This is a genomic window from Gemmobacter sp., assembly GCF_046292685.1.
Taxonomy (GTDB): Bacteria; Pseudomonadota; Alphaproteobacteria; order Rhodobacterales; family Rhodobacteraceae; genus Wagnerdoeblera.
This window is the reverse complement of sequence record NZ_JBKBQM010000008.1, coordinates 25,075-50,524: the sequence shown is the minus strand read 5'-3', so window position 1 is coordinate 50,524 and position 25,450 is coordinate 25,075. Positions and strand designations below refer to the sequence as shown.

The 25,450-nt window shown below is 72.7% G+C and carries 25 protein-coding genes; 9 read left to right on the top strand and 16 right to left on the bottom strand.

Features of this window, described 5'->3' with window-relative positions; genetic code table 11:
- Positions 1-5: 5 nt before the first annotated feature.
- From bchO to crtA, 4 genes are read right to left on the bottom strand one after another with little or no spacing between them, the layout of a single operon-like run.
- Positions 6-896, bottom strand: a complete 891-nt coding sequence (bchO, locus tag ACK4S2_RS03830) for an alpha/beta fold hydrolase BchO (protein WP_409620488.1) — start codon at positions 894-896, stop codon at positions 6-8.
- The gene (locus tag ACK4S2_RS03825) at positions 893-2,575 is read right to left on the bottom strand and encodes a magnesium chelatase subunit D (protein ID WP_409620486.1); all 1,683 of its coding nucleotides are present in this window, start codon (positions 2,573-2,575) and stop codon (positions 893-895) included. Before ACK4S2_RS03825 ends, bchO begins: the two co-directional genes overlap by 4 nt.
- Positions 2,576-2,619: 44 nt before the next feature.
- Positions 2,620-3,621, bottom strand: coding sequence for a magnesium chelatase ATPase subunit I (gene bchI / locus ACK4S2_RS03820; protein WP_409620484.1), 1,002 nt, complete (start codon positions 3,619-3,621; stop codon positions 2,620-2,622).
- The gene (gene crtA / locus ACK4S2_RS03815; RefSeq protein ID WP_409620482.1) at positions 3,618-4,337 is read right to left on the bottom strand and encodes a spheroidene monooxygenase; all 720 of its coding nucleotides are present in this window, start codon (positions 4,335-4,337) and stop codon (positions 3,618-3,620) included. The genes bchI and crtA overlap by 4 nt, the downstream gene beginning before the upstream one ends.
- Before the next feature lie 155 nt (positions 4,338-4,492).
- Between crtA and ACK4S2_RS03810 the strand changes: the two genes are divergently transcribed.
- Positions 4,493-6,061: a phytoene desaturase gene (locus ACK4S2_RS03810; protein WP_409620480.1), complete on the top strand. Its 1,569-nt coding sequence runs from the start codon at positions 4,493-4,495 to the stop codon at positions 6,059-6,061.
- Entirely contained in the window at positions 6,058-7,068 is a 1,011-nt protein-coding gene (gene crtB / locus ACK4S2_RS03805) for a 15-cis-phytoene synthase (RefSeq protein ID WP_409620478.1), read from the top strand. The genes ACK4S2_RS03810 and crtB overlap by 4 nt, the downstream gene beginning before the upstream one ends.
- Here the strand turns inward: crtB and ACK4S2_RS03800 are convergent.
- Entirely contained in the window at positions 7,053-7,742 is a 690-nt protein-coding gene (locus ACK4S2_RS03800; protein WP_409620476.1) for a phosphoribosyltransferase, read from the bottom strand. The genes crtB and ACK4S2_RS03800 overlap by 16 nt on opposite strands.
- Positions 7,739-8,650 (bottom strand): nucleoside hydrolase, encoded by a 912-nt coding sequence (locus ACK4S2_RS03795; protein ID WP_409620474.1) that lies wholly within the window; start codon positions 8,648-8,650, stop codon positions 7,739-7,741. Before ACK4S2_RS03795 ends, ACK4S2_RS03800 begins: the two co-directional genes overlap by 4 nt.
- A 136-nt stretch (positions 8,651-8,786) precedes the next feature.
- Between ACK4S2_RS03795 and ACK4S2_RS03790 the strand changes: the two genes are divergently transcribed.
- Positions 8,787-8,966, top strand: coding sequence for a hypothetical protein (locus tag ACK4S2_RS03790; RefSeq protein WP_409620472.1), 180 nt, complete (start codon positions 8,787-8,789; stop codon positions 8,964-8,966).
- A complete protein-coding gene (locus ACK4S2_RS03785) occupies positions 8,959-10,818 on the top strand; it encodes an adenine deaminase (protein ID WP_409620470.1) in 1,860 nt (619 codons plus the stop codon). Before ACK4S2_RS03790 ends, ACK4S2_RS03785 begins: the two co-directional genes overlap by 8 nt.
- 4 nt (positions 10,819-10,822) lie before the next feature.
- Here the strand turns inward: ACK4S2_RS03785 and ACK4S2_RS03780 are convergent, their stop codons facing one another.
- The 6 genes from ACK4S2_RS03780 to ACK4S2_RS03755 form a co-directional block, all read right to left on the bottom strand.
- Positions 10,823-11,002: a DNA gyrase inhibitor YacG gene (locus ACK4S2_RS03780; protein WP_409620468.1), complete on the bottom strand. Its 180-nt coding sequence runs from the start codon at positions 11,000-11,002 to the stop codon at positions 10,823-10,825.
- Positions 10,999-12,039 (bottom strand): ribonuclease E/G, encoded by a 1,041-nt coding sequence (locus tag ACK4S2_RS03775; protein WP_409620466.1) that lies wholly within the window; start codon positions 12,037-12,039, stop codon positions 10,999-11,001. The genes ACK4S2_RS03780 and ACK4S2_RS03775 overlap by 4 nt, the downstream gene beginning before the upstream one ends.
- Complete coding sequence (locus ACK4S2_RS03770) at positions 12,036-12,611, bottom strand: Maf family protein (protein WP_409620465.1); 576 nt, start codon at positions 12,609-12,611, stop codon at positions 12,036-12,038. The genes ACK4S2_RS03775 and ACK4S2_RS03770 overlap by 4 nt, the downstream gene beginning before the upstream one ends.
- Positions 12,611-12,829: a translation initiation factor IF-1 gene (gene infA / locus ACK4S2_RS03765; RefSeq protein ID WP_409620463.1), complete on the bottom strand. Its 219-nt coding sequence runs from the start codon at positions 12,827-12,829 to the stop codon at positions 12,611-12,613. Before infA ends, ACK4S2_RS03770 begins: the two co-directional genes overlap by 1 nt.
- A 103-nt stretch (positions 12,830-12,932) precedes the next feature.
- Positions 12,933-13,583: a response regulator gene (locus ACK4S2_RS03760; RefSeq protein ID WP_409620461.1), complete on the bottom strand. Its 651-nt coding sequence runs from the start codon at positions 13,581-13,583 to the stop codon at positions 12,933-12,935.
- The gene (locus tag ACK4S2_RS03755) at positions 13,580-15,766 is read right to left on the bottom strand and encodes an ATP-binding protein (protein ID WP_409620459.1); all 2,187 of its coding nucleotides are present in this window, start codon (positions 15,764-15,766) and stop codon (positions 13,580-13,582) included. The genes ACK4S2_RS03760 and ACK4S2_RS03755 overlap by 4 nt, the downstream gene beginning before the upstream one ends.
- Positions 15,767-15,961: 195 nt before the next feature.
- On the opposite strand from ACK4S2_RS03755, the gene ACK4S2_RS03750 reads away from it, so the two are divergent.
- Entirely contained in the window at positions 15,962-16,645 is a 684-nt protein-coding gene (locus ACK4S2_RS03750; protein WP_409620457.1) for a hypothetical protein, read from the top strand.
- 95 nt (positions 16,646-16,740) lie between these two features.
- Positions 16,741-17,958 carry a porin family protein gene (locus ACK4S2_RS03745; RefSeq protein ID WP_409620455.1) on the top strand — a complete coding sequence of 406 codons (1,218 nt, stop codon included), beginning with the start codon at positions 16,741-16,743 and terminating at the stop codon, positions 17,956-17,958.
- Positions 17,959-17,962: 4 nt separating this feature from the next.
- On the opposite strand, the gene ACK4S2_RS03740 is transcribed toward ACK4S2_RS03745, so the two are convergent.
- Complete coding sequence (locus ACK4S2_RS03740) at positions 17,963-18,961, bottom strand: YcaO-like family protein (RefSeq protein WP_409620453.1); 999 nt, start codon at positions 18,959-18,961, stop codon at positions 17,963-17,965.
- A gap of 168 nt (positions 18,962-19,129) precedes the next feature.
- Here ACK4S2_RS03740 and ACK4S2_RS03735 point away from each other — a divergent pair, with 168 nt between their 5' ends.
- The 3 genes from ACK4S2_RS03735 (at position 19,130) to ACK4S2_RS03725 (ending at position 22,031) form a co-directional block, all read left to right on the top strand.
- Positions 19,130-19,807, top strand: a complete 678-nt coding sequence (locus ACK4S2_RS03735) for a hypothetical protein (RefSeq protein WP_409620451.1) — start codon at positions 19,130-19,132, stop codon at positions 19,805-19,807.
- A 21-nt stretch (positions 19,808-19,828) separates the two neighbouring features.
- Complete coding sequence (locus ACK4S2_RS03730; protein ID WP_409620450.1) at positions 19,829-21,481, top strand: peroxidase family protein; 1,653 nt, start codon at positions 19,829-19,831, stop codon at positions 21,479-21,481.
- Positions 21,482-21,566: 85 nt separating this feature from the next.
- Positions 21,567-22,031, top strand: a complete 465-nt coding sequence (locus ACK4S2_RS03725) for a hypothetical protein (RefSeq protein WP_409620448.1) — start codon at positions 21,567-21,569, stop codon at positions 22,029-22,031.
- A 202-nt stretch (positions 22,032-22,233) separates the two neighbouring features.
- Here ACK4S2_RS03725 and ACK4S2_RS03720 read toward each other — a convergent pair whose 3' ends face one another.
- The 3 genes from ACK4S2_RS03720 to ACK4S2_RS03710 form a co-directional block, all read right to left on the bottom strand.
- Complete coding sequence (locus ACK4S2_RS03720) at positions 22,234-24,216, bottom strand: BTAD domain-containing putative transcriptional regulator (RefSeq protein ID WP_409620446.1); 1,983 nt, start codon at positions 24,214-24,216, stop codon at positions 22,234-22,236.
- A 123-nt stretch (positions 24,217-24,339) separates the two neighbouring features.
- On the bottom strand, positions 24,340-24,849 hold the full coding sequence (locus tag ACK4S2_RS03715; protein WP_409620444.1) for a SixA phosphatase family protein: 510 nt from the start codon (positions 24,847-24,849) through the stop codon (positions 24,340-24,342).
- Positions 24,846-25,439: a ferredoxin gene (locus ACK4S2_RS03710; protein ID WP_409620539.1), complete on the bottom strand. Its 594-nt coding sequence runs from the start codon at positions 25,437-25,439 to the stop codon at positions 24,846-24,848. Before ACK4S2_RS03710 ends, ACK4S2_RS03715 begins: the two co-directional genes overlap by 4 nt.
- Positions 25,440-25,450 lie beyond the last annotated feature (11 nt).

Here is a 25,450-nt window from a genome sequence, read left to right as displayed (position 1 = left end):
GAGGGTCAGCGCGCCACTGCCCGCGCCGGACCGGGCGCCACGTGCCGCGCGAGCCACGGCAGCAGCACGGCCGCCACAGCCTCGGGTGCTTCCTCCTGCACGAGGTGGCCGTAACCGGGCAATTCGGTGTATTCCACCCGCGGCAGCAGCGTTGCGGCCTTGCGCGATACCGCCGGCGGCACGGCCAGATCGCCGGCCGACGTCAACAGCAGCACCGGCACCGCCATCTGCGGCAACCGCGCCAGAATCGGGTCCAGCTGCCAGTTGGCCATCATGTTCAGCGTGCCTTCCAGATGCTGCGGCATGGCCAGAAGGCGGCGGTAAAGCTCCACATCCCCCGGCGCCAGGTGCGACCCGGTCGAGGCCAGCACGCTTTCCACCTTCTTGCGGTTCGACGCGAGCCCCGACAGCAGATGCGGCATGAAGGGCGACACCGCCATCAGCCGCGCGAGTTTCGGGAACAGCCAGCCGGCAAACCCCTCGAACGGACCCAGCGCCGCGTTGATGCCCACCAGCGTGGCCGGTGCCCGCGGCAGCAGTTCGGCCATGCGCAAGGCCAGCACCCCGCCGGCCGAATGCCCGATGATCGCGGCAGGTTTCCAGCCCTGGCCCTGGCACAGCAAGGTCAGGTCGTCGGCCATCGCATCCAGCGTCAGCCGCCCGCGTTCGGCCGTGCGGGTAAATCCATGCCCCGGCAGATCGGGCGCGATCACCCGATACCCGGTCAGCAGCGGCGCCAGACCGCGCCAGCTGTGCGCGCTGGCACCGGCGCCATGCAGCAACAGCACGTCCGGCCCCTGACCGCTGACCTGCACATGCCAGTGGTGCGGCATCGCCCGGATGCGCAACGAGTGCACCCGGCGCGGCCAGTCGTCGGGGATGTGGTCGGCGCTCATCGCCGTTTCCCTTCCATGCTGGCCGAGAGGGCCGCCGCCATCACGCCGCTGTCGGCGCGCGGCAGCGCCAGCCACCGCGCGCCCATGCGGCGGGCCAGATCCTGCAGCGCGGGCGTCGGGCGAAACCCGGTGTCGATCACCACCGCCGGCAGACCCGCATCGGCGATCAGTGCGGCCAGGCGCCCGGCATCTTCGGCGGCTTGCGCGCGGTTGGCGGTGCCATCCAGCGCGATATTGGCGCGCCCGTCCGTCAGGATCGCCAGTGTCGGTGCCATGCCGCGGGCCTGGGCCTGGCGCGCAGCCAGCATCGCCACCCGAAGGCCCGATGCCAGCGGCGTGCCGCCCCCGCCCGGCACGCCCGCCAGCCGCTTTTTGGTCTGCACCAGCGACCGGGTGGGCGGCAGCACCAGTTCGGCCGCAACGCCGCGAAAGGCGACCAGCGCCACATGGTCGCGTTCGGCATAGGCGCGGGCCAGCAGCAGCTCTACCGCGCCCTTCGCCTCGCCCAGGCGTGCCATCGCGGCGGATCCCGAGGCATCCACGGCAAAGATCAGCACGCGGTCGGATTTGTCCTCATAGCGCCGCGCGCGCAGGTCGCCCGGCAGCAGGATCAGCCGCCGCCCGGCCTCGATCAGGCGCGGATACATGCGCGCCCGCGCCGCCTGCCAGGGGGCCGCGCTGCGCAAGGTGGCCACAAGGTCGATGCGGGCATCCGGGCTGGCCGGGCCGCCGCGGGCGGGCAAGGGCCGGCCGCGCCGGTTGCCCTTGCGCGCGGCCCCCGCGCCGCTGCCCCCGGCCTTGCGGGTGCGGCCCTGGGCCAGACGTTCCAGCAGGTCGGGCGGCAGCACGGCGCGCGCGGCCTCGACCAGCATTTCGGCCGGGAAATCCTGCGGGGTCTGGTCGCTGTCGTCGGACGGGCCGGTGTCGGGCGTTTCGGCGGGGGGCGGGGGCGGTTCGGGGGCGCTGTCCTCGGCAGCCTCCATCGGCGGCAGGCCGCGGTGGGCGAACACCAGTTCCGCGGCCAGTTCCAGATCTTCCGGCGCCACCGTATCGGCCTGCCGCAAGGCCGCCGCCGCCCGCGCCGCCGACAGCGCCAGCAAGGGCGCCCGCAACGAGGATATGCCCATCTCGGCCGCCGCCCGCACCAGCGCCACCAGCGCGCCATCGGGCACGGTAACGGCCGGGTAACGCGCGGCCGCCGCCGCGACCGCCGCATCGGCCAGCGGGGGCAGGCGGAAATCGCTGGGCAACATGCCGTCGAGGTCCACGAACAGCGCCAGCCTATCGGCCAGGCTGCGCGGCAGGCCCTCGCCCTCCTCCGCTGCCTCGTCCAGCGCCACCACGGCGCGCCCGCCGGCATCCAGCGCCTGCGCGATGCGCGCCGCCAGACCTGCCGGGCAAGCTTCGGCCATCGTCAACACCAGCACGGGCGCGCGTTCCAATAGGCCCGCCATCCGCACCAGCCGCCCGGCCGCCAGCGTGGCGGCAAGGTCGGTGCCGCCCATCACCGCGTCCTCGGGCATCGAAGGATGCAGCTTGGCCGGCCTCATAGGCGCCAGCGCCGCCAGCACCCGATCCCGCACCGGCCCGGCGCGCCCGCGCAGCCACAGCCCGCCCAGATCGAACGGCGCCACGCGAAACAGCGCAACCGCACGCGCCGCCCGGTCGGATGGCGTCACCGGGGCGGGGCCTTCGCCGCGCCCCCGGGTCAGGTCGAAGGGGCTCAGGGCAGCACCTCGTCCAGTTGCCGCGCGATCCGGGCCGAGGACCCGGCCTCGTCCAGCGGGTCGCGGCGCAGGCGGTGGCGCAAGGCCGAAGGCGCCACGGATTTCAGATGATCCCGGCCGATCGAACCGGCCCCTTCCCAGGCCGCCACCGCGCGGGCGGCGCGCAGCAGCGTCAGCTCGCCCCGCACCCCGTCCGAGCCGAGCGCAATGCACAGGCTGGCGCAATCGTGCAAGGCGGTGTTGGGCGTGGCAATGTCGGCCAGGCGGGCGCGGGCCGCCAGGATTCGGGCGCGCAAGGCGGCTTCCTCGGGCGCCCACTGCGCGATGAAGCCGGCCCGGTCGCGGTCGAAGGCATCGCGGCGGCGCACCACCTCGACCCGCGTTTCCACGTCGCGCGGGCTGACAACCTCCACCGACAGGCCGAAACGGTCCAGCAGCTGCGGGCGCAGCTCGCCTTCCTCGGGGTTGCCCGAGCCCACCAGCACGAAGCGCGCCGGGTGGCGGATGCTCAGGCCCTCGCGCTCGATCACGTTTTCGCCCGACTGCGCCACATCCAGCAGCAGATCGACGATGTGATCGTCCAGCAGGTTCACCTCGTCGATATACAGATAGCCGCGGTTGGCCCGCGCAAGCAGCCCGGGCTGAAACGCCTTTTCGCCGCGTGTCAGCGCGCGTTCGATATCCAGCGCGCCGGTCACCCGGTCTTCGGTGGCGCCCAGCGGCAGGTCGATCACCGGGGTGGGTCTGGCGACCATCGAACGGTCGGAAACCTCGGCCCAATCGGGGCAATCCTCGGGGCGGGCGGAGTTGACCGGGCAACCCGCCACCGCCTGGATCGGCGGCAGCAGCTGCGCCAGGCCCCGAACGGCGGTGGATTTGCCCGTGCCGCGGTCGCCGAACACCAGCACGCCGCCGATGGTCGGGTCGATCGCGGTCAGGATCATCGCGCGTTTCATCTCGTCCTGGCCGACGATGGCGGTAAAGGGAAAGACGCTCATGCAATCCTCGTCTGTGTCTGGTCGGGCACCGCCAGCGGGTTGCGCCCGCCCCAGCTGCCTTGCGTGCGGATCACCCGGAACCGGGCGTAGAGTTCCTCGTTGAACCAGCCTTCGTCGCGCACGGCGCGGATGGCCTCGGCGTGGGCGCCCTTGCGGGCAAAGGCGGCCATGCTGGCGGTATCGGGCCAGACGGAAAAGGTGACCTGGTGGATCAGCGGCACCTCGCCCATGCCGATCTTGAACAGCACGGCCGGGTCGGCGCCGATGCGGGCGGAAATGTCGGGCACCCGGGCCCAGAACCGCGCGGCACGGCGCAGCCGGACGGTGGCGCGCGTCATGGCGGCAACAGGCCCATCGGCTGCGACGGTCGTTTCGGGCTGAAACGGCGCCACGCCCGACCACTGGCCACGCGCGCTGCGCGGTTCCAGCCAGATGTGGAAATCCTCGGCCGCCCGCGCCTGCCACCGGCCGAAGGGCGCCCGTGCGGCCAGCCCGGCGCGGGCCGCGGCCTCGTCCTGCCAGACGGTCAGAATGGCCCAGACCGCGGTGTTCGGGCGCGGCGTGAACCCTTCGCCGGTGCCGGTGCCGCACAGCTTCCAGAACCGCAGGCCCGGCATGCGCATCAGCGGCAGCCGTGCCGCCCCCATCTGCACCACCGCCCAAAGCCGCGAAAGACGCGACTCGAAGCGGTAAAGGCTGAGAACGGCGGTCTGCATCTGTGGCCCCGAGGGTCGGCGCGAGTCAGCGCCCAAAGTGTAAACTTATATTGTCACTTTCCGGCAAGAAGGCAATCCGAAAGCGGTATTCGGGTTGAAATGCCGGCGGCAAACTGTAAACTCATATTTACACCACTCAAAGGACACCCGAGTCGATGCTTCAGCACAGCACGTTGCCCAATTCGCAGGCAGGGCGCGGTCGCGCGTTGGTGATCGGGGCGGGAATCGGGGGCCTGGCCTCGGCCATGCGGCTGGGGGCCAAAGGCTGGCAGGTCACCGTGCTCGACCGGCTGGACCGCCCGGGCGGCCGCGGCTCCAGCATCGACGCAGGCGGGCACCGCTTCGACCTCGGGCCGACCATCGTGACGGTGCCGCAGGGCCTGCGCGACCTGTGGGCGGCGACGGGGCGCGACTTCGACCAGGATGTGAAGCTGGTGCCGATGGACCCGTTCTATCGCATCACCTGGCCCGACGGCAGCAGCTTCACCGCCCGGCAGGATACGGCCGCGATGCGGGCCGAGGTGGCGCGCCTGTCGCCCGCCGATGTGCCGGGCTACGACCGTTTCCTGCGCGAATCCGAGGCGCGCTACTGGTTCGGCTACGAAGACCTCGGGCGCCGGTCGATGCACCGTTTCGCCGACCTGCTGAAGGTGCTGCCGCGCTTTGCCATGCTGCGGGCGGACCGTTCGGTCCATGCCCATGCCGCCGCCCGCGTGCGCGACCCGCGGCTGCGCTTTGCGCTGTCGTTCCACCCGCTGTTCATCGGCGGCGATCCGTTTCACGTCACGTCGATGTATATCCTCGTCAACCACCTCGAAAAGGCGTTCGGCGTGCATTACGCGATGGGCGGCGTGCAGGCGATTGCCCGGGCGATGGCCGACGTGGTGCAAGATCAGGGTGGCGCCGTGGTCCAGAACGCCGAGGTGGACGAGATTCTGGTGCAGAACGGCCGCGCCGCCGGCGTGCGCCTGACGACCGGCGAGGCGATTGCGGCCGAGGTCGTCGTGTCCAACGCCGATGCCGGGCACACCTACGACCGGCTGTTGCGCAACCACCCGCGCCGGCGCTGGACCAGTGCGCGACTGAAGCGCACCCGTTGGTCGATGAGCCTGTTCGTGTGGTATTTCGGCACCCGCGGCACCCGTGCCCTGTGGCCCGAGGCGGGGCACCACACCATTCTGGTCGGCCCGCGCTACCGCACCCATATCCGCGACATCTTCCAGACCGGGCGCCTGGCCGAGGACATGAGCCTTTATGTCCACCGCCCTTCGGTCACCGACCCGGGCTGCGCGCCCGACGGCGGCGACACCTTCTATGCCTTGTCGCCGGTGCCGCATCTGGGCCACGACAACGGGGTGGACTGGGCGGCCGAGGCCGAACCCTACCGCCGCCGGATGCTGGCCATGCTGGAAGACCGCCTGCTGCCCGGCCTGTCGCGCCATATCACCGAAAGCCTGGTGTTCACGCCCGAAACCTTCCAGTCGCGCTATCTGGCGCCGATGGGCACCGGCTTTTCCATCGAACCGCGCATCCTGCAATCGGCCTGGTTCCGCCCGCACAACGTGTCCGAGGAACTGCCGGGCCTGTGGCTGGCGGGGGCCGGCACGCACCCGGGCGCAGGCCTGCCCGGCGTGGTGGGCAGCGCCGAGGTGCTGGCGCAACTTGTGCCCGACGGCCCCGGCCGGATCCGCGCGCCCTTGCCCGAAAGGATGGCCGCCGAATGATCGCGCCTGCCGACCTTGCGCATTGCGCCGCCTCGATCCGCACCGGGTCGCATTCGTTCCACGCGGCATCGCGGCTGTTGCCGGCGCGGGTGCGCGACCCGGCGCTGGTGCTTTACGCCTTTTGCCGGCTGGCCGACGATGCGGTGGACGAAACCGCCGCCAAGGGGGCTGCGGTGCTGCGCCTGCGCGACCGGCTGGACCTGTGCTATCAGGGGCGCCCGCTGAACGCGCCCGAGGATCGCGCCTTTGCCGCCCTGATCGCCGAATGGGGCATGCCGCAGGCCCTGCCCGAGGCGTTGCTCGAAGGCTTCGCCTGGGATGCCGAGGGGCGCCGCTATGCCGACCTGTCGGGGGTGCTGGCCTATTCGGCGCGGGTTGCGGCGGCGGTCGGCGCGATGATGTGCGTGCTGATGCGCGTGCGCGATGCTGACCGGCTGGCACGGGCTTGCGATCTGGGGCTGGCGATGCAGCTGACCAACATCGCCCGCGACGTGGGCGAGGATGCGCGCGCCGGCCGGCTATACCTGCCGCTCGACTGGCTGGACCAGGCCGGGGTCGATCCGGGCGCCTTTCTGGCCGATCCGCGGCCCTCGCCGCAGATTGCGGCGCTGACCCGCCGCCTTCTGGACCATGCCGACCGTCTTTACGCCCGCGCCGATGCCGGGGTGGCGGCCTTGCCGCTGGATTGCCGCCCGGGCATCGCTGCCGCCCGGCACATCTATGCCGCCATCGGCACCCGTGTGGCGCAGAACGGGCACGACAGCATCACCCGCCGCGCCCGCACCAGCGGGGGCCGCAAGCTGGTGCTGGCCTTGCGCGCCTTTGCCGGGGCGGCGCTGGCGCAGGCCCTGCCCTGGCCGGCCACGCTGCACGCCCGCCCGACGCCCGAGGTTGCATTCCTGGTCAACGCCGCCCGGCAGGATGCGCCGGCGCGGGCGCCGCGATCCGAGGCCATGCTGGAAATCCTGGCCCAGCTGGCACAGAACGACCGTCAGTCCCGCGCCTGAGGGCGCCAGCGGCCATCGGCCCCCAGTTGCAACCGGGGCGAGGCGATGGCGGCCGCAAACCCCATGCCCGGCGGCAGCATGGCAGCGTGCCCTTGCCCCTGCGCCATCGCGAACCCTGCCGCCACGGGCTGCACCCCGGCCCGCGCCAGCACCGCCAGCACCGCCCGCAAGGTGGCGCCCGTGCTGGCCACATCGTCGATCACCGCCACCCGGGCACCTTGCAGCACCGGCAGCATGCGCGGGTCCAGATACACCCGCTTGGCCTGATCGGGGCTGGTGATCGACCGCAGCGGTTCCGACAGCGCCTCATCATACCAGAACTTGCGGCTGGTCCCCAGCGCCACCATGCGCGCGTGGCCCAGCCGCCGCGCCACTGCATCGGCCAGCGCCAGGCCCAGCGTCGGCACACCCACAACGACGTCCGGGCGAAACCCGGCCAGACGCGCCGCCAGCACATCGGCCAGCGCATCGGCCACCGCAAAGGACGCCTGGTTGAGGATGAGCGAGGCCACCGCCTGCGTGCCATCGCCCGGCAGCACCCGGATGGGCAGCGCGATGCAGCGCCCGTCGGGCAAGGCCGCCGGGTAATGCCCGAGATACCCCCCGGCATCGTCGCCCGGCAAGGCCCCCGGCGGGTAAAGCTGCTGCCAGAATTCGTGCGGCGCCAGCGTCACGACAGGCCCGCGATCAGCCGCGCCACCGCCGCCCGGCCCTGCACGCGCAGCGCCACCTGCACCGGCGGCCGCGCCGCATCGGGCGTCAGCGCCCCGGCATCGCGCGTGGGGCCAAGGTCCACCGCAAGGCCCATCGGCTCCAGCCCGAACAGGCCGGGGTCCAGCGCCTGCAGCATCACGCAAGGGTCGTGCAGCGGGCGGCTTTCGGCGCCCGGGCCGGTCACGGTGGTCGACTGGAAATAGGCCTCGATCAGCCGGGCGGAATATTCGGCCTGCGGCGTTCCGGCGGCGTGCAGGGCGGCGCAATCCTCGGGGCTGGCGCGCACCTGGCGCGTCACGTCCAGCGGGATCAGCACCAGCGGCAACCCCGCGCCCAGCACGATGTCGGCGGCTTCCGGGTCGGCCGCCATGTTGAACTCGGATCGCGGGCCGATGTTGCCGCGGTCGTGCACGGCCCCACCCATCGCCACCACCCGGCCGATGCGCGCGGCGGCCGCCGGATGGTCGGTCACCAGCCGGGCGATGTTCGTCAGCGGCCCCAGCGTCAGCAGCCAGACCGACCCGGCGGGTTCGCGCAACAGCGTTTCGGCCAGAAACCCCACGGCATCCGCCCCTGCCGGCCGCGCGGCGGGCGGAAAGGCCACGCCGCCCAGGCCATCGGCGCCGTGGATTTCGGCCGTATCGAAGCCCTTGCGCGCCAGCGGCGCCGCTGCGCCGGCCTCGATCCGCACCTCCCGCCCCATCAGCGCGCAGATGCGGCCGGCGTTGCGCGTGGTGGTGGCGATGCCGATATTGCCGGCCACCGTGGTGATGCCCAGAATCTCGAACGCCGGGCTGGCCAGCGCCAGCAGGATCGCCACCGCATCGTCGATCCCCGGGTCCGTGTCGATGATCGCGCGTATCGTCATGGCGGCCTCCTGCAGCTTGCGCCTCAGAAAGCCTGCGATCCGCGCCGGTTGCAAGGGCCGAGCCGCCGGCACCCCGCCCCTGTCGCCGGCCGGTGCGCCCGCCTATACTCGGGCGAGTCGGGCGGAAAGGTGCGGCATGGTCATCGACAGCGATCGCAAGGTCTGGGTCTTTGCGCAGCGTCTGGGGCGCGGCGACAGCAGCGGAAGCTGGCTGATCTACCTGCGCCACATAGCCGCCCACGATTCCGACCCCCGGGTGCGCGCCCTGGCCGCCCGCCAGCTGGCCGACCTGGACCCGCGGCGCGATCATGGCTGAGGCGCCCGACACCGACCTGAACCCCGAAACCGAAACCGCCATCCGGCAGGATCTGGTGCGCGTGGCCCTGGGCCATCGGCCCGCCGACCGGCTGATCCGGGTGGGCCGGCTGTTCGATGCGCCGACCGGCACCTGGATCGACGATGCCGAAATTGCGATCAAGGGCCGGCGCATCGCCTTTGTCGGGCCGCAAGGCAGCTTTCCCGGTCCGGCAGGCGAAACCGTGGACCGCCGCCACCTGGCCGCCGTGCCCGGCTTTGGCGAGGTGCACAAGCACATCGAATCCTCGCACCTGACGCCCGAGCACGAGGCCGCGCTGGTCATCCCCTTCGGCAACACCTGGACCTGCGAGGCCAGCCACGAGTTTTCCAACGTGAACGGCCCGCGCACGCTGGATTTCTGGTTGATGGCCCGGCGCGCCGGCAGCCCGCTGAAGATCTTTCCGCTGCCCGGCTCTGCCGTGCCGCCCACCGGCTACGAGGTTTCGGGCGGGCATTTCGGCGCGGCGGAACAGGCGGACTTCATGGCAAACCCGATGGTCGCCGGCCTGGACGAGGTGATGGACTGGCCCGCGGTCTGGAACCCCGAAAACCCCTCGCACCACCGGCTTTGGGGGATGATCCGCGCCACCTTCGCCGCGCGCGGCGTGGTCGAAGGGCACGCCGCCGGCATCCGCGACCTGCCGCGGATCAACGCCTTTGCCGCCGCCGGCATGGCCTCGGACCACGAGGCCTGGACGGCCGAAGAAGCCTGGGACAAGCTGCGCCGCGGGCTTTTCCTGGAAATCCGCCCGCATTCCATGCCCGAGATCATCGGCGGCCTGCTGGAACGCGGCCTGCGCGACTGGAGCCAGGTCGCCTTTGCCACCGATGACCGCGGCGCCTCGGAAACGCTGCGGATCGGCGCGACCGACCACAACGTGCGGCTGGCGATCCGCTCGGGGCTCAAGCCCGAAACGGCCATCCAGTGCGTCACCATCAACCCTGCGCGCCACATGCGGCTGACGCCCTGGGTCGGCGCGCTGGCGCCGGGGCGTTATGCCGATATCGTGATGCTGTCCGACGTGGCGGCGCTGGACATTGCCGAGGTCTGGGCCGATGGCGCCCCGGCCTCGGAGGGCCGGCGCTACATCGGCCCCCTGCCGCGCATCGACTGGCCCGACTGGGCCACGCGCACCGTGCACCTGCCGCGCCCCCTGACCGCGGCCGACTTTGCCATTGCCGCGCCCGGCCCCGGCCCCACCGCCCGCGCCGCGTTGCTGCGCCCGTTTCACTGGGCGCCCGATTTCATCGAGGCGGACTTGCCGGTCGCGGACGGCGCGGTGCAACGCGACACCGCCCGGCGCATCACCAAATTCGCCGTGGTGGACCGGCATTCGGGCAGCGGCGCGGTAGGGCGCATGTTCTGGCTGGGCACCGGCCCCGCCACCCCCGAAACCGGGCTGGCCTGTTCGGTCGCGCACGACAGCCACAACATCTGGGCGGTGGGGTCGTCCGATGCGGCGATGGCGCTGGCGGTGAATGCGCTGCGCGACAGCCAGGGCGGCTGGGCGCTGGCGACCGGCGGGCAGGTGGTGGCGCAGGTGCGCCACGAGGTTGCCGGCCTGATGACCGCGCGGCCGGCCGAAAGCTACGATGCCGAATGGCAGGCGTTCCTGACCACGGCGCAGCGCATCGACTGGATGTACGAGCCCACATTCTCGCCGCGCTGGTCGCCCGGCTTTCCCGAGCGGTTGCAATTCGCCACCCTGACCTGCGCGCCCTGGGCCTGGGTTCTGGTGGCACCAAACGACAAGGCCCCGACCGGCCTTGTGAACGTGGCCACCGGCCAGTCGCACCCCGTGGTGTGGTAGCGGGTCAGACCGGGCGTTCGGGCGGCGCTGGGGGTGGCGGCGGCGCTTCGTCTTCGGCCGCATCGGCGGGGATGGCATAGCTGCCGTTCAGCCAGCGCGCCAGGTCCACATCCGCGCAGCGGCGCGAACAGAACGGGCGATAGGCCGGGTTGGCCGGCCGGGCGCAGATCGGGCAGCCCTTCACAGCAGCGCCTCCAGCGGCAGCCGGTCGCGCTTGCGCTGCAACTCGAAACAGCCCAGCGGGGTCCAGCCGGCCAGGGTGGTTTCCGCGCCCTCGCCCTTGAAAGCTGCGCGCAGCACCTGTTCCAGCGTGCCGCGATCCTTCTTGGGCATCGGCGCGAAATCCACCGTTACCTGCCCGCCCAGGCCCCGCAGCCGCAACTGCCGCGGCAGGTCGCGGGCGGCGGCGATATTGGCCTTGAGCCCTGCGGCGGGCGACCCGTCGGCCCCGGTGTTCACATCCACCGCCACCAGCGCGCGCGTGGGTTCGATGACCATGCCGCCGCCGCCGGGCAGTTCGACCTCGGGCCGGCGCAAGGCGTCGATCATCGCCGGAACCTCCATCGCGTCAAAGACCCCGCGCCCCTGTTCCACCGCGTCGGGCGCCGGGTCCGACCAGTCGCGCCAGGCCAGATCGTGCGCCCCGGGCGCCTCGACCAGCAGTTCCGGCCCGCCCGACAGGTCGGCCATCACCGCCGCCGCCAGGTCGCGCATGGCGGCGATGTCGTCGCCGATCTCGGCGTCGCTGGCCCCCTCGCAGGCCGACCGCAGGATCAGCCCGTGATCGGCGGCGGCGCCTTGCATCGCCTCGGCCGCCAGCGCCTGCAACGCGGCGCGGGTGTCTTCGTCCTTGATCCGGCGCGAGACGTTCAGCCCCGGCGCCCCGGGGGTAACGATCGCCAGCTGCGACTTGAACAGCACCCGCAGGCTGACCGGCACCGCCTTGCCATCCTCGGCCGCGCCGGTGACCTGCACGATGACCCGCTGCCCCGGCGCCAGGCCCGACACCTGCCGCAGGAACCCCATGCCGCCCGGCAGCTTGACGAAAACGCCGCCCTGCCCCTTGACCGGCCGGTCCACCACCCCGCGCAGGATGGCGCCGGGCTGCAACCCGTCGTCGCCGGGCGGATCGATCCACAGGTCTTCCAGCCGCCCATCGACCACCAGCGCAGCCGCATCGCGGCCTTTCCACTGGTCCAGCACCACGACCCGACCCTTCATGCCACGCTCCAGACCGGCCATCCGGCCGCTTGCAACAAGGCGGCGGTTTCGGCCACCGGCAGGCCCACGACCCCGGTAAACGACCCCTGCATCCACGGCACAAAGGCACCAGCCCGGCCCTGGATGCCATAGCCCCCCGCCTTGCCCTGCCATTCGCCGCTGGCCAGATAGCCGTTCAGCTCGGCATCGGACAGCCGTTTGAACCGCACCACCGACACCACCTCGCGCGTCCACATCCGGTCGCCGCGGCGCACGGCCACGGCGGTCACCACCTCGTGCCGCCGGCCGCCCAGCAGGGTCAGGAAGGCCGCCGCCTCGCCCGCGTCGGCGGGCTTGCCCAGGATGCGCCGCCCCAGCGCCACGGTGGTATCGGCGCACAGCACCACATCGTCCGGCCCGGCCGGCACCGCCGCGGCCTTTTCCGCCGCCATGCGCGCGCAATAGGGGCGCGGCAGTTCGCCCTTGCGCGGGGTTTCGTCGATGTCGGGGGGCAGCACCGCGTCGGGCACGACACCGATCTGCGCCAGCAATTCCTTGCGGCGCGGGCTGGCCGACCCGAGGATCAGCCGCATCACTTGAAGCGGTAGTTGATCCGGCCCTTGGTCAGATCGTAGGGCGTCATTTCCACCTGCACGCGGTCGCCCGCCAGCACGCGGATCCGGTTCTTGCGCATCTTGCCTGCCATCGTCGCGATCAGTTCATGGCCGTTTTCCAGCTCGACCTTGAACGTCGTGTTCGGCAGGAGTTCCTTCACGACGCCGGGGAATTCGAGCAGTTCTTCCTTGGCCATGGTCACTCCGACTTGAGTCGTCCGCATCGGCGCGGACACGCATGCTAATGCGCGCAGTCAAGAAAAATTTCAAGGGCAAAGGCCCGATCGCCGGCACCCGCCCCTAGCCATCGGCCTTCGGCCGCGTGCCCAGGCCCATCCGGGTCGCGTGCCAAGAGGCTTCGGCGCGCGAGGAGATGCCCAGCTTGCGGTAGATCGACTTGATGTAGCCCGCCACGGTCGACTCGGCCAGCGTCAGGGCCTGCGCCACCTCGCTGTTGCGCATGCCGCGGCCGATCAGGCCCAGCACCTCGGTTTCGCGCGCAGTCAGTTCGGCCTCGGGGGCGGCGGCGGGGCCGGTCAGGCGGAAATGGTCCATGATGCGGCGCGCCACCGCCGGCGACAGCGCGGGCACCCCCAGCGACAGCTGGCGCAACTGGCGCACCAGCACCTCGACGGGCTGTTCCTTCAGCAGGTAACCGTCGGCGCCGGACGACAGCGCGGCGACGATGCTGGCATCGTCGCCCATCACCGTGGTCACCACGCACAAGGCCCCGGCCTGCTGGGCCCGCAAGGCGCGCAGCACCTCCAGCCCGGTGCCGTCGGGCAGGCCAAGGTCGATCAGCGCCAGGTCGAAGCTGTCGCGCAGCGCGGCAAGGCCGGCCCGCTGGGTGGCGGCCTCGGTCAGGCGGGCGCCGGGAAAGGCCTGCAGCACCAGCTCGCCCAGCCAGCGGCGGGTTTCGGCCACATCCTCGACGATCAGGACCGCGTTCATCCGACTGCCCTTTCGCCTGCCGTTCCCGCCAGCGGCAACAGCGCGTGCAGCCGCGTGCCCCCGCTGGCTGCCCGCTCGATATGCACCGACCCGCCCAGACCGGCGGCCCGGGCGCGCATGTTGGCCAGCCCGTGCCCGCCGCCGGCTTGCGCGGCACCGGCGGCATGCAGCCCGCGCCCGTCGTCCTGCACCGAAAGCTCCAGCCCGGCCGCCGTCTGGTGCACCCGCACCTCCACCCGCGCGGCCCCCGAATGGCGGATCGCATTGCCGACCGCCTCGCGCAGGATCGACCGCAGCGCATGGGCGTGCCGCTGCGGCAGATGCGCCGGGCCTTCGTCGTCGGCCTGCCAGTGCAAGGCGATGCCGGCCGACGACAGGTGTTCGCCCAGACTGGCGCGCAGGTCGGCCAGCAGGTCGGACAGCGCCAGATCGCCGCGGTTGGCGTTCGAGATGATGTCGCGCAGGTCGCCCAGCGTTTCGCGGATCAGCGCATCCTTGCGCGCCGCCGTGGGCGAATGCAGCGCCCCCATCAGCTGAATGCCGATATTGTCGTGCATGTCGCGCGCGATGCGGGCGCGTTCTTCGGCCACGCCGGTTTCATAGGCACGCCGGCTGGCGCTGGCTTGCGCCAGCATCGCCGCGATCTCGCCGGCCCGCGCCAGATCGCGCGGCGAAAACAGCCCGCGCCCGCCGCGCGCCCAGACCAGCCGCAGCGCCGGCAGCGCATCGACCCCCGGCAGGTCCAGCGCCGCCCCGTCCTCGGCCAGGCGCGGGCGGTCGGGGGCGCCGGGTGCCGGCTCGATCCGCAAGGGCTCGAACTCGGCCTGCAACAGGGCCCGCCATCGGTCTTGCTGCGAAATGCCGGGCGGGGCCAGCGCCACATCGGTCACCGCGCCGAACAGGGTGCCTTCGGGGCGCGGCCGGGCCCCCGGCAACAGGCGGCGGGCCAGGGCATCGCGCATCGGCAGGTAAAGCAGCGCCACCGCCAGCAACGCGAGCCCGAAGGCCGGCGCACGGTCCACCGCCACCAGCAGGATCAGCACCGCATCCAGCGCCACCAGCAAGACCATCCCGCCCAGATAGAACAGGATGCGAAAGCCCCAGTCCTCCAGCTCGAACAGCCGATAGCGCGCCACCCCCAGCGCCAGCCCGCCATAGATCGGCAGAAAGAACAGAAAGGCCAGCCCCTGCGGCAACGCCGCCTCGACCCCGATCAGGATCGGCACGATCACCGTCGCCACAAAGGCCCCCGCCCCGATCAGCACCGCAAGCCCGAACCAGCGCAAGGCAGCGCGGGCGCGCGGATCGGTCCGGGTGGCGCGCCATTGCAAGCCGATGCAGACCGCGATGGCCAGCAAGGCCAGCAGCACGGGCAACTGGAACCCGGTGGCCGGGTCGGGGAACAGGCGCAAGGTATTGCCCAGCCACCACAGCAGCGGCACCCCGGCCAGCACCAGCCGCCAGCGCGCCGGGATCAGCGGCACCGGGTGGCTGCAGAACAGGCAGATCATCGCCGCGCCGAACCCCAGCGCCCCCAGATGGTTCGCCGCCGACAGCACGCGGAACTGTGCCTCGGGCAGCGCCAGCTCGCGCGTGGAATAGATCGCCGCCGCATGGGCCGAGACCATCAGCGAAACCCCGGCCAGGAACAGGCAGGTTTCGGCCCAGCCGCCGCGGCGCAGGCCCAGCACCATGCCGCCGACCCAGAAGCCGAACAGCCCCACGCCCAGTTGCACCCAGAACGCCAGCGGCAGCGTGGCGACCGGGCGCCAGGGCGCGGGCGCCAGCCGCAACTCCTCGCCGGATGCCAGCCGCAAGCCGACCCCGATCGGCGCGCGCAACGCGGCGGCAAGCGCGCCTTGCCGGGCCAGAAAGCGGTCGTAGGCGGCAAAGCTTTCCAGCATGTCGGGTTCTTCGGCCAGATCGCCGGGTTCCAGCACCACCCCCGCCAATTCGGACAGCCGGTCGCCGGTGCGCAGCCCCGCCTGCGCCGCCGGGCCGCCAGGTGCAATGCCGGCCACCATCACGCCCGCCTGGTCGGTGCCGGGCGCCAGCCGCACACCCAGCCAGGGCTGCGCCAGCGCCAGCCACAGCACCGCACCTGCCACCGCCAGGCCACTCAGCAAGGCCAGCGTCAGCAGCGCAAGCGGCGTGGTCAGCGAACGGGGCAACGGGCGCGGCATCGGCGGTTCCGGCAAGAAGACGACTCGGGTTCCGAGCCTAAACCGAAATCCTTGCCACGCATCCCCCCCTGAATAGGGGGCAGACCCAGCCGGCCCGCTGCGCCAATTTCGCGTTGTCCTGTGGGGCTGCCCTCGGCCCTGCTCGCCAGCCGCCCCGCATGACACCGTCAGACTTTGCAAGACAAGGAGACCCGGATGACTTTCGCGCGACGCAGGATCCACCTCTGCCTCGTTCTCGGGGCAGGCATGGCGCTGTCCGGCTGCCTCAACACGGGCGGCGGTGGCGGTGGCGGCGGTGGCGGCGGCGGTGGTGGCGCAACCGTCGCGCAATTCGATGCCGCCTACAATCGCATCACCGGCCTTGCGCCCACCAGCGACATGCCTGCGACCGGAACCGCCACCTACTCCGGCGCAGCCAAGCTGGCGCTCAACGAAGGCAGCACCAAGATCGGCGATCTTCTGGCGGATCTGGAATATACCATCGACCTGGGCGCCGCCTCTGCCGACCGCACGACCGGAATGTCGGGCAAGGCCGGCAATTTCCGCGGCACCGTCAACGGTGAAGATGTCGCCTTTGCCGGCGAAGTCACCACGGCAGAGGGCAAGGCCCGCAGCCTGCCGCAAGCGGTCGACATCACCGAAACCACGATGACGCTTCCGGTCGTGGGCACCACCACGCTGCGCACCGGCGCCATCATGGCCAACATGGCCGGCGAGCTGGAAGTGAACGGCGAAAAGGGCCTTGTCATCCTGCAGACCGGCGGCAATTTCTTCGGCCCCGGCGGCCAGGCGATGAGCGGGCCGGCCGGCGGTTCCTGGTGGGGGCCGATGGGCCCGTCGAGCTATACCGTGGCAGGCACCTGGTACGCCGAAAAGTAATCCGATCCATGTTCGGCCAGTCCCCGTGCCGGACGTGGGGCCGGGCAACCTTCCCCATCGAGGTTGCCCGGCCGCCAGTGTCGCGGAGCGCGCGCTTGCGCCGTGCCGCATGGCCCTTGGCGGTGCTGGCCTTGCTGGCGTGCTGGGTCGGAACGCCCGCCGGCGCGCAACAAGCCGGGGCCGCCGCATCGGCCGATTGGGCGCAGGCCGTGGCACTGACCGATTCCGGGCGCCCGGATGCCGCAGCAGCCTTGCTGGACCGGTTGGTCTCTGCCGAACCGGACAACCCCTCCTACCGGCTGGAGTTGGCCCGCGCCTTGCTGGCCATCGGCCAGCGCGACCGGGCGCGGTTCCATCTGGTGCAGGCCCGCAGCGCCCGGGGCATGACCGCTGCCGATCGGGCGCGGCTGGACCGGCTGTTGCAGCGCATCGACGGCGGCAAGGCCTGGGAGGCCTGGGTCCGGCTGGCCATCGTGCCCGAATCGAACCCCGGGCAGCGGATGGACGGCGACAGCCTGCTGATCGGCGGGCTGGAGTTCCGGCTGAATCCCGGCGCCGCCCCGCGGGCCGATACCGGGCTGCATCTGGCCTTTGGCGGGGCCTTGTTGCCGCGGGTCGGGGATACGGGCATGCGGCTGCGGCTCGGGGCATCGGTCGATGCACGGCTGTTCCGGCAGCCCGCGCTGAACGACGTGATCCTGCGCGGGGATCTGGGCCTGCAGGCGACCGGGCCTGCGGGGGGGGTCCGCGCCCTTGGCCTCTATGCTCTGCACCGCAAGACGGGCGGCGCCACGCTGGGGCGCGCTCTGGGGCTGCGCGCCGAGTGGGCGCAACCTGTCGGTCAGACCGCACAGTTCCGCCTTCGGGCCGAAACGGAGCATTGGCGCCACCCCGCGCTGACCGCGCAGGATGGCCGGCGCCTCGGCGTGTCGGCAACCTGGGTGCAGGCACCGCGGCCCGATGTGCTGCTGCGCGCCAGCCTGTTTGCCCAACGCACCAGTGCCCGCGCCCCCTGGAACGCCGGCGAAAGCGCGGGGCTGACGCTGGGGGTGCAAAAGCTTTTTGCCGGGGGTCTGATGCTGGGCCTCGACCTGACGCATGTGCGCGCCCGCCGTGATGCCGCCGACCCGCTGTTCGGCCTCGTCCGGCAAGACCGGCGCACCAGCCTGACCGCGCGTGTCCTGCACCGCGCCATCAGCCTGCAAGGCTTTGCCCCGGTGCTCGAACTGGGCATCGACCGGCAACGCTCTACCCTCGCGCTGCACAGCTTTCGCAACGCGCGCATGTCCTTCGGGCTTTCGCGTGAGTTCTGAAAGGTCAGACCATGCCTGCCGGGGGGTGCATCAACCCGGGCGCCACGACCCGCAGCACCGGAACCCCGTCCTGCGGACGGGTCAGCACGGCAAAGCACGGCCGGACGGTCGGCCCCGGTTCCAGCGCGCCGGCGACGGGACGGGTCAGGTCGGGCCGCGCCGCAAGCCGGGCCGCGCGGGCGGCAAACCCGTCGGGCGCAACGGGCGCGGCGCCTGCGGGCAAGGCCTGCGTTTCCAGGTACAACGCGAATTCGCCTTGCACGACCTCGGTCGCCGCCTTGCAGGCCGCGGCAACGGGGTCGGGCGCGCAGCCATAGCCGGCCACCGGGCCGGGCCCTGCATCGGACAGGGCCACCACCACCGCCAGCCCCGGCACCGCCCCCGGCAAGCGCAGGAACCGCAAGGGGGCCGCTACCGCGCCGCCGCGCAACGCGGCCTCGAACCGTCGCAGGCTGGCGGGCGGGTCCAGCGGCCGGGCGGGGGCGGCGCCCGCCAGCCACAGCGCCACGGCATGCCGCTCGACCGCCTCGGACCAGGCAGCACGGGCGGCTTGCGCCAGGTCGGCGCCGGCCGCCACGCCATGCACCGTCGCGCGGTCGCCGGCCGCGCGCAGCACGAGGTCCGCCGGAATCGTGCCGGCCGGGGCAAGGTCGGCGTCCAGCAAGGGCAGCTGCCCCGCCTGCAACCGCGAGTCGTCGGCCGCACGGACCAGTGCGCGCGCCTCGGCCACCTCGCCCAGGGCGCGGGTCCAGGCGCTGCGCCCGTCGGGCCCCAGCCCGGCTGCATGGGCGCGCTGCCCCGGCGCGGGGCTGTGGCTGGCAGCGCACAGCACCGCCCCCGCCGCGCCCGGCGGGCGCACCAGGAACAGCCGGTCGCACAGCCCCGCCAGCCGCGCCAGCGCCGCATCCGGCGGGCCCAGCGGTTGCGCCAGCCCCGGCACCTGCACGCCGCCCGCCCCTTGCGCCAGCGCCCGGGCGGCTTGCGCGAAATCCGCCGGTTGCATCCTGCCGCCCCTCCCGCCCGCGCCGGTGTGCCCGGCCGTTTCCCGCAGCCTGCCAGCACTGCAAGGCCGGTGCAATCACGCTGCATTCACGGTGCTTGTGCGAATCGGATCCTGCCGGCGGCACCACCACCGCCGCCGGCACGTCGAATCGAAAGGTGCCGGATGTTCATGACCCGACTGTGGGCCCGCCAGTTTCCGTTGCCGCCCGCGCAGCGCCCCCTGCGCGCCCCCCCGGCCCCGGTCGAGCCCTATCCGGGCGCCCGCAGCCTGTGGCGCCGGGCCAGCGCGCGGCGGATCGGCGATGCGGTGTTCGGGGTCGAGGCGCTGGTGGTGCATGTGGCCCAACGCTCGGGCACCGAAACCGCGATGGCGCTGATGCAGGCCGGGCGCGCCAGCTGGCACTGGATCGTCCCTGCCCGGCCCGAACCGCAGCACGCGCATTTCATCTGGTCGGCCGCGCCCGAAGGCCGCAGCGCCCGCCATCTGCCGCGGCACCTGACCCACCCGGCCATCGCCGGCGGCCGCCCGCGGCTGAACCACGCCTGCCTGTCGGTGCTGCTGGCGGCCGATGCCGCCCGGCCCGGCGCCGCACCTTCGGCCTGGCAAGTGGCGATGCTGGCGATGCTGGTGCGGCAGCTCTGGGCCGGCTACCCTGCGCTGGGGCTGGTGATCTGCCGGTCCGAGATCGACCCGGCGACACCGCCTTCGGCGCTGGATTGGCCTGCCCTCGCCCGCGCGACGACCGAACCGCCGACGCAGGATCTGCCGGAGCTGGTGGCCTGCGCCACGCCGCTGGCGATGCTGGGCCGCCCGGACCGGGCCGAACCCGCCTTGCGAACCGGCTGAAGCGAACAAGGGAAACCCGCCATGCGCCACGGCCAAGGGTTCGATCTGATGTTGCAGGACTGGCTGCGCCTGGCCGGCCAGCCCGAAACGGCCCAGGCGGAGCCCGAGCCCGGCTTTGCCCGCTACGAGCCGCGCTTCGACTACACCCCCCGCGACCTGCTGGATGCGCCCGGCCCGGGCCCCGGCGCGACCGAATGGTTGCCGGTGCTGGCGCGGCTGGCCACCCAGATGCACCTTGGCGCGCTGCGCGTGGCGCCCGACGGCCCGCTGCCGGCGGCCTATACCTACCTCGGGCAGTTCGCGGTGCACGATCTGGTCAATTCCGCAGGCTTTCGCACCACCCGCGACCGCAACCTGCCGCGGCGGCTGTTCGGCAATATCCAGTCGCCGGCGCTGGATCTTGCCTCGCTTTACGGTGGCGGGCCGGGCGGCAGCCCCGCCTTTTTCGAACCGACCGAGGAAACCGAACACCGCGCGCGCTTTCGCCTGGGCTGGATGCGCGACTCCGCCGGCCGCCCCACCCGGCAAGAGGATATCCCGCGCATCCCCCTCGGCCCCGCCACCGGCGACGCACCGGACGATCCCCGGATGGACCCGCTGCTGGCCGACACCCGCAACGCCGACAACCTCATCCTCAGCCAGCTTGCCGTGCTGTTCATGAAGGCGCACAACCGCCTGCACGACCTGGCCCATGCCCGCGCCGTCGCCGGCAACGCCCACCACCGCCTGCTGGCCCGCCCGTTCGAGGCGGCGCGCTGCCTTCTCACCTCCTCCTACCGGCGCATCCTGCGGCACGACTTCCTGCCCCGGCTGGTGGCGCCCGAAACGCTGGCGCGTGCCTTTGCCCCCGAGACCCGGCCGCACCCTTCGGTCAGCCTCGAAGCCGCGCTGGCGGTGTTGCGCTTCGGTCATGCGCTGGTGCAACCCCGCTACGACTTCAACGCGGTGCACGCAGAAACCGGCCCTGCCGGCGCCGCCGGGCTGGAACGGCTGATGGACTTTTTCGGCATGCGCCCGAGCCGCGACCTGCCGGTGGACGACAGCTGGGTCATCGACTGGGGCCTGTTCCTGGCCCTGCCCGGCCAGCCGCCGCACCCGCGCATGAACCATGCCCGCCGGCTGGGGCCGACACTGGCCGAACCGCTGCGCAACCACCCCGGCACCCGCATCGCCCCACCGGCCGAGCTGCCGGGGCTGGCCGGCTTCCGCCTGGGGCTGGCGTTCCGCACGATGGCCAAGGGGCTGATGGCGCGCCTGCCCACCGCACAGGCGGTCGCGCGCGAGGCGCAGGCCGCCGGCTGGATCGGCCCCGACGCGGTGATGAGCCCGGCCGCCATTGCCGCCGCCTTGCGCGCCGGGCGCACCGCCGCCTGCACCGCCGGCCAGTGCCCGTCCGAAGCCGACATCGCCTTGCTGTCCGAACGCACGCCGCTGTTCTGGTATGTGCTGGCCGAAGCCGCGCATTTCGCCGACGGCGCCCGCCTTGGCCCGCTTGGCGGGGCGCTGCTGGCCGAAACCTTTGCGATGGCGCTGGCCGACCCCGGCTTCGGCGGCGAACCCGGGCTGGATGCCGCGGCCGATGCGCTGTGGCGCGAACTGGCCCCGCCCGGCCAGCCGCTGCCCGCCACCCTGCCCGATCTGGTCGCCTTTGCCGCCGGCCCGCCGCCGGCCTGACGCCCCTGCCATACCCCGGGCAGGCGCAGCCCGGGCGCGCGAACCCCGACAAAAGCGCCACCGCCCCGACCGAGAGGAGACAGCCATGACCCCCGACACCCCCGCACCGATGACCAAGGCCGAGGTCGAAGATATCCTTGCCCGCGACTATGCGCTCGATTGCGCCAGCGCCGACCCCACGCTGCTGCGGCAGGTGCCCGGCTCGGCCAGCTTCGCCGGGTTCGGGCGGCTGATCCTCAAGATGGCCCTGGGCGAGCTGGACCCGGCGCGCATCCCCGACGACGTGATGCGCGCGGTGCTGGCCGATTTCGGCATCGACGTGCCCGCGGACTGGGACATCCGCTTTGTCCCCCGCCCGCCCAGGACGTTCATTGCGATGGTGCCGCCGGCCGACATGGCGCAGGCCGCCTTGTGCCGCTTCCGCCAGCCGGGCGCCGATTACCCGCTGCCGCAGGAATACGCCGAATGGGCATCGGGCAACAGCAGCGCCAGCCGCGAGGAGTTCTACCAGTTCCGGGTGGGCGACTACACGCTCAGCTACTGCCGCTAGGCAGCCCGGACCGCGGCCCCGCCCGCCACCGGGGCCGCCACAAGGATTTTCAGGCAGACCTTTTTACCACAAGTCATTGGGCCAAGGGGCAGGCGCGCCCTGCGGCCACCGCCTCGGGAAGGGCGCAGCTCCCCTCCCCGCCTCGGGGCAGCCGCCCGGTATCCTGCGGGATGCCGGGCGGTCCCGCAGGGGCGCAGGGCCTTCACACCGGCAGGCCCGCGCGCCGCAACCCCTCGCACAGATGCGCGCGCTGCGCCGGCCGGGCAAAGGGAAAGATTTCGACGAACCACTGCACCGCCAGGGCATCGTCGGGCGGGTCGGGCGGCACCCAGGCATCGCGGATGCGGTCCAGAAACTCGCGCCCGTCGGCGGCGGCGCGCGGGTCGCCCAGCATGCCCAGGGCCGCGCATTTCCAGCCCAGGATATTGGCCACCAGTTCGCCCGACCGTTCGGCGCTGTCCACCGCGCCGCGGTAATCGCCGGCCAGGAAGCGCAGGTTCGATTCGAACCCCCAGAAGGTCCAGGGCGGCGCCGGGTGGCAGGCAAAGGCCGCGCCGCACAGGCGGAACGCCTCGTCCAGCCGGCCCAGCACGCCCAGGCCATGCGCCGCCGACATGGCGATGGCCGGGTCGGCCGGGTTCAGCTCGTGCCCGCGCAGGAAACTGTGCCCGGCCTGTTCCACCCGCCCCGCCATCGCCAGCGACCAGCCCAGCGTGACATGGCAGCGCGGGTCCAGCGGGTCGATCGCCACCGCGCGGCGCGCCAGCTGCATCGCCTTGCGTTCCAGATCGGGGCGGCGGCGCACGCCCGGATAGATCAGGTGGCGCGAGTTGTAGAGATCGGCCAGGTTGGCCAGCAGCGTCGGATGATCGGGCCAGGCGTGGATCGCCTCCTGGAACAACGCTTCGGCGCGGGCATCGGCCTGCGGATCCCACTGATCCATCAGTTGCTGGCCGCGCATCCACTTTTCCAGCGCGTTCAGCGAATGCGGCGCGCGCAGGCGCAGCTGCGCCAGCCGCGCTTGCGACAGATACACGTCCAGCGCGCCGCAGATGCCGCGCAGCACGGTTTCCTGGCTGGCCAGCGCCGCGCCGGTGGCCATGTCGACCGTGCGGGTCCACAGCGTGGCGCCCCCCGGCCCGGCCCCGGCCAGCTGCACCGCCAGCGCCAGCCCCTGCGGCGCGGGCAAGGGCGCCAGCCGCAGCACATGCCCCCCCGGCGGCAGCGCCGCCACCTCGGCCGGGGTGGCCGCAACCACCGTCCAGTGCCGGAACCGCGCCAACATCCCCCCCAGCGCCAGAGCGAACGACCGGCAGGCCGCGTCGGCCGCCGCATCGCCCGACCGTTCGGCCACCACGGCAATGACCGTGGCCGCAGCATCGGGCGACGGCGCCGCGGGCACGGACCCCGGCGGCGGCGCGGCCGGGGGGGGCGCATCCTCGCGCAAGGCGGCCACGGCGGCCAGGGTCTCGGGGTCGGGGTCGGCGTCGTAATCGGCCTTCAGCCGGGCGCGGAACGCCTCGAACAGGCGCAAGGCGCCGGGCCGGTCGCCGCGGGCGGCGCGCAGGCGCATCAGCATCCGCAAGGCCGGTTCGTGCACCGGGTCCAGCGCCATCAGCGCCTGCGCGGCCTGTTCCTGCCGCGCGGGGGGCTGATCGGCGGCGATGGCGGCCTCCAGCACCGATTGCACCCGCCGGCGCAGGCTTTCGCGCCACACCGCCAGCCAGGCATCGAACCCGGGGTCCAGCCCCTCGAACCCCTGCAGCAGGCTGTCGTGCAGCTCAGGGCGCAACAGCGCGGGGTCGGCCACATCGCCCGCCGCCACCCGGCCCAGAACCTCGGCCACATCCAGCGCCACCGCCTGGCGGTCCAGCGCCGGGCTCAGCCGGTCGGCACGAAACACCGCCTCCAGCGCGGGGCCCAGCGCCTGCCGGATCAGCTTGACGCATTGGCGCAGCGAGGCGCGGGCCTGTTCCTCGGCCGCCTCGGCCCACAGCAGGCCGCAGATGCGGTCGCGCCCCAGCACCATGCCATCGGCCAGCGCCAGCACCGCCAGCACCGCCCGCGCCTTGCGCGAGGCCAGCACCACCGCCCGCCCGTCGGGGCCGGCGATTTCGCACCCGCCCAGCAAGGCCAGACGCAGGCCCACGGCCGGCCGCCCCGCCGGGCCGGAATCCCGCGTCACCCCTGGCCGCAAGTCCTGTCGCATGTTGCAAATACCCCGCCCCCTGTTTGTGGGCGCAAGGCGCGACTGTCCAGCGGTTTTCCGCCGAAGCCGCGGATTTGCCGGCGCGGCCGGCGCGGGTGCTCAGGCCTCCAGCATGCGCGGGGCCAGAAAATCCAGCAAGGCGCCGGTGCCGAACCCGACCTTTTCCCACGCGGGCTGGTCGAAGGTAATCACGGCCGTGGCCCCGGTGGGGTAACGCAGGAACTCGGGCGCCACCGCGGGCTGCGCCAGCAGCCGGGCGGCGAATTCGGCGATGCCGGGATTGTGGCCCAGCATCATCACCACCGGCGCCGTCGCGCCGCGCAGCACTGCCAGCATCACATCGGGCCCGGCATGATACAGCGACGGCTTCAACCGCACCTCGGGCCGGCCGGACAGGTGGGGGGCGATCCCCTCCCAGGTCTGGCGGGTGCGCAAGGCATCGGAGCACAGCACCTCGCCCGGCTCGTCCCCGCGCGAGGCCAGCCACCCCCCGATCAGCCCGGCGGCACGGATGCCGCGCGCGTTCAGCGGGCGGTCGTGATCGGGCTGGGTGGGGTCGTCCCAGCTGGACTTGGCGTGCCGGGTCAGGATCAGGCGCAGGGTGCTCATCGGTGGAACTGCCTCATGTGATAGGCGGATTGTTCTGCCACCCTGCCATAGCTTGCCGACAAGGGACAGGCCCGCCGCACCAGACATCCGCCCGAAAGGCAGGCCTGGCCGTCGCGGTCCAGATGGGCGTGGCAGGCCGGCACGTCGTAGCCCGCCCCGGTCAGCGCCCCCGCCGGGCAGGCGGTCAGGCAGGGCGCGGCGCAACTGTCGCAGGGGCGCGGGCCGGTTGCCGGCAGGTCCAGCCGCGCCTTCAGCGCCAGCGCCCCGCGATAGCTGACCATCAGCCCCGCCACGTCATGCACCAGCAGCCGCACCGGGCTTTCCCAGGCCCGGCCCGTCGCCTTGGCCCAGCGCTGGAACGGCGCAAAGGGCGGCCCGCCAAAGGGAAACACCGCCTTGGCGCCCAGGTCGCAGGCCAGCCGCCCAAGAATGCGGCGCGACCAGCGGTCCACCGGGTCGGGGGCGCCGTCCAGCCATTCGGCTTGCACGGTCAGATGCGCCCAGAACCCCGGTTCGGCCGGGCCGACCAGCAGCAGGGTTTGCGTGCCCGGCGGCGCACCATCCTCGGGCGCAGGGTGAAAGCCGCCCATCACCGCCAGCC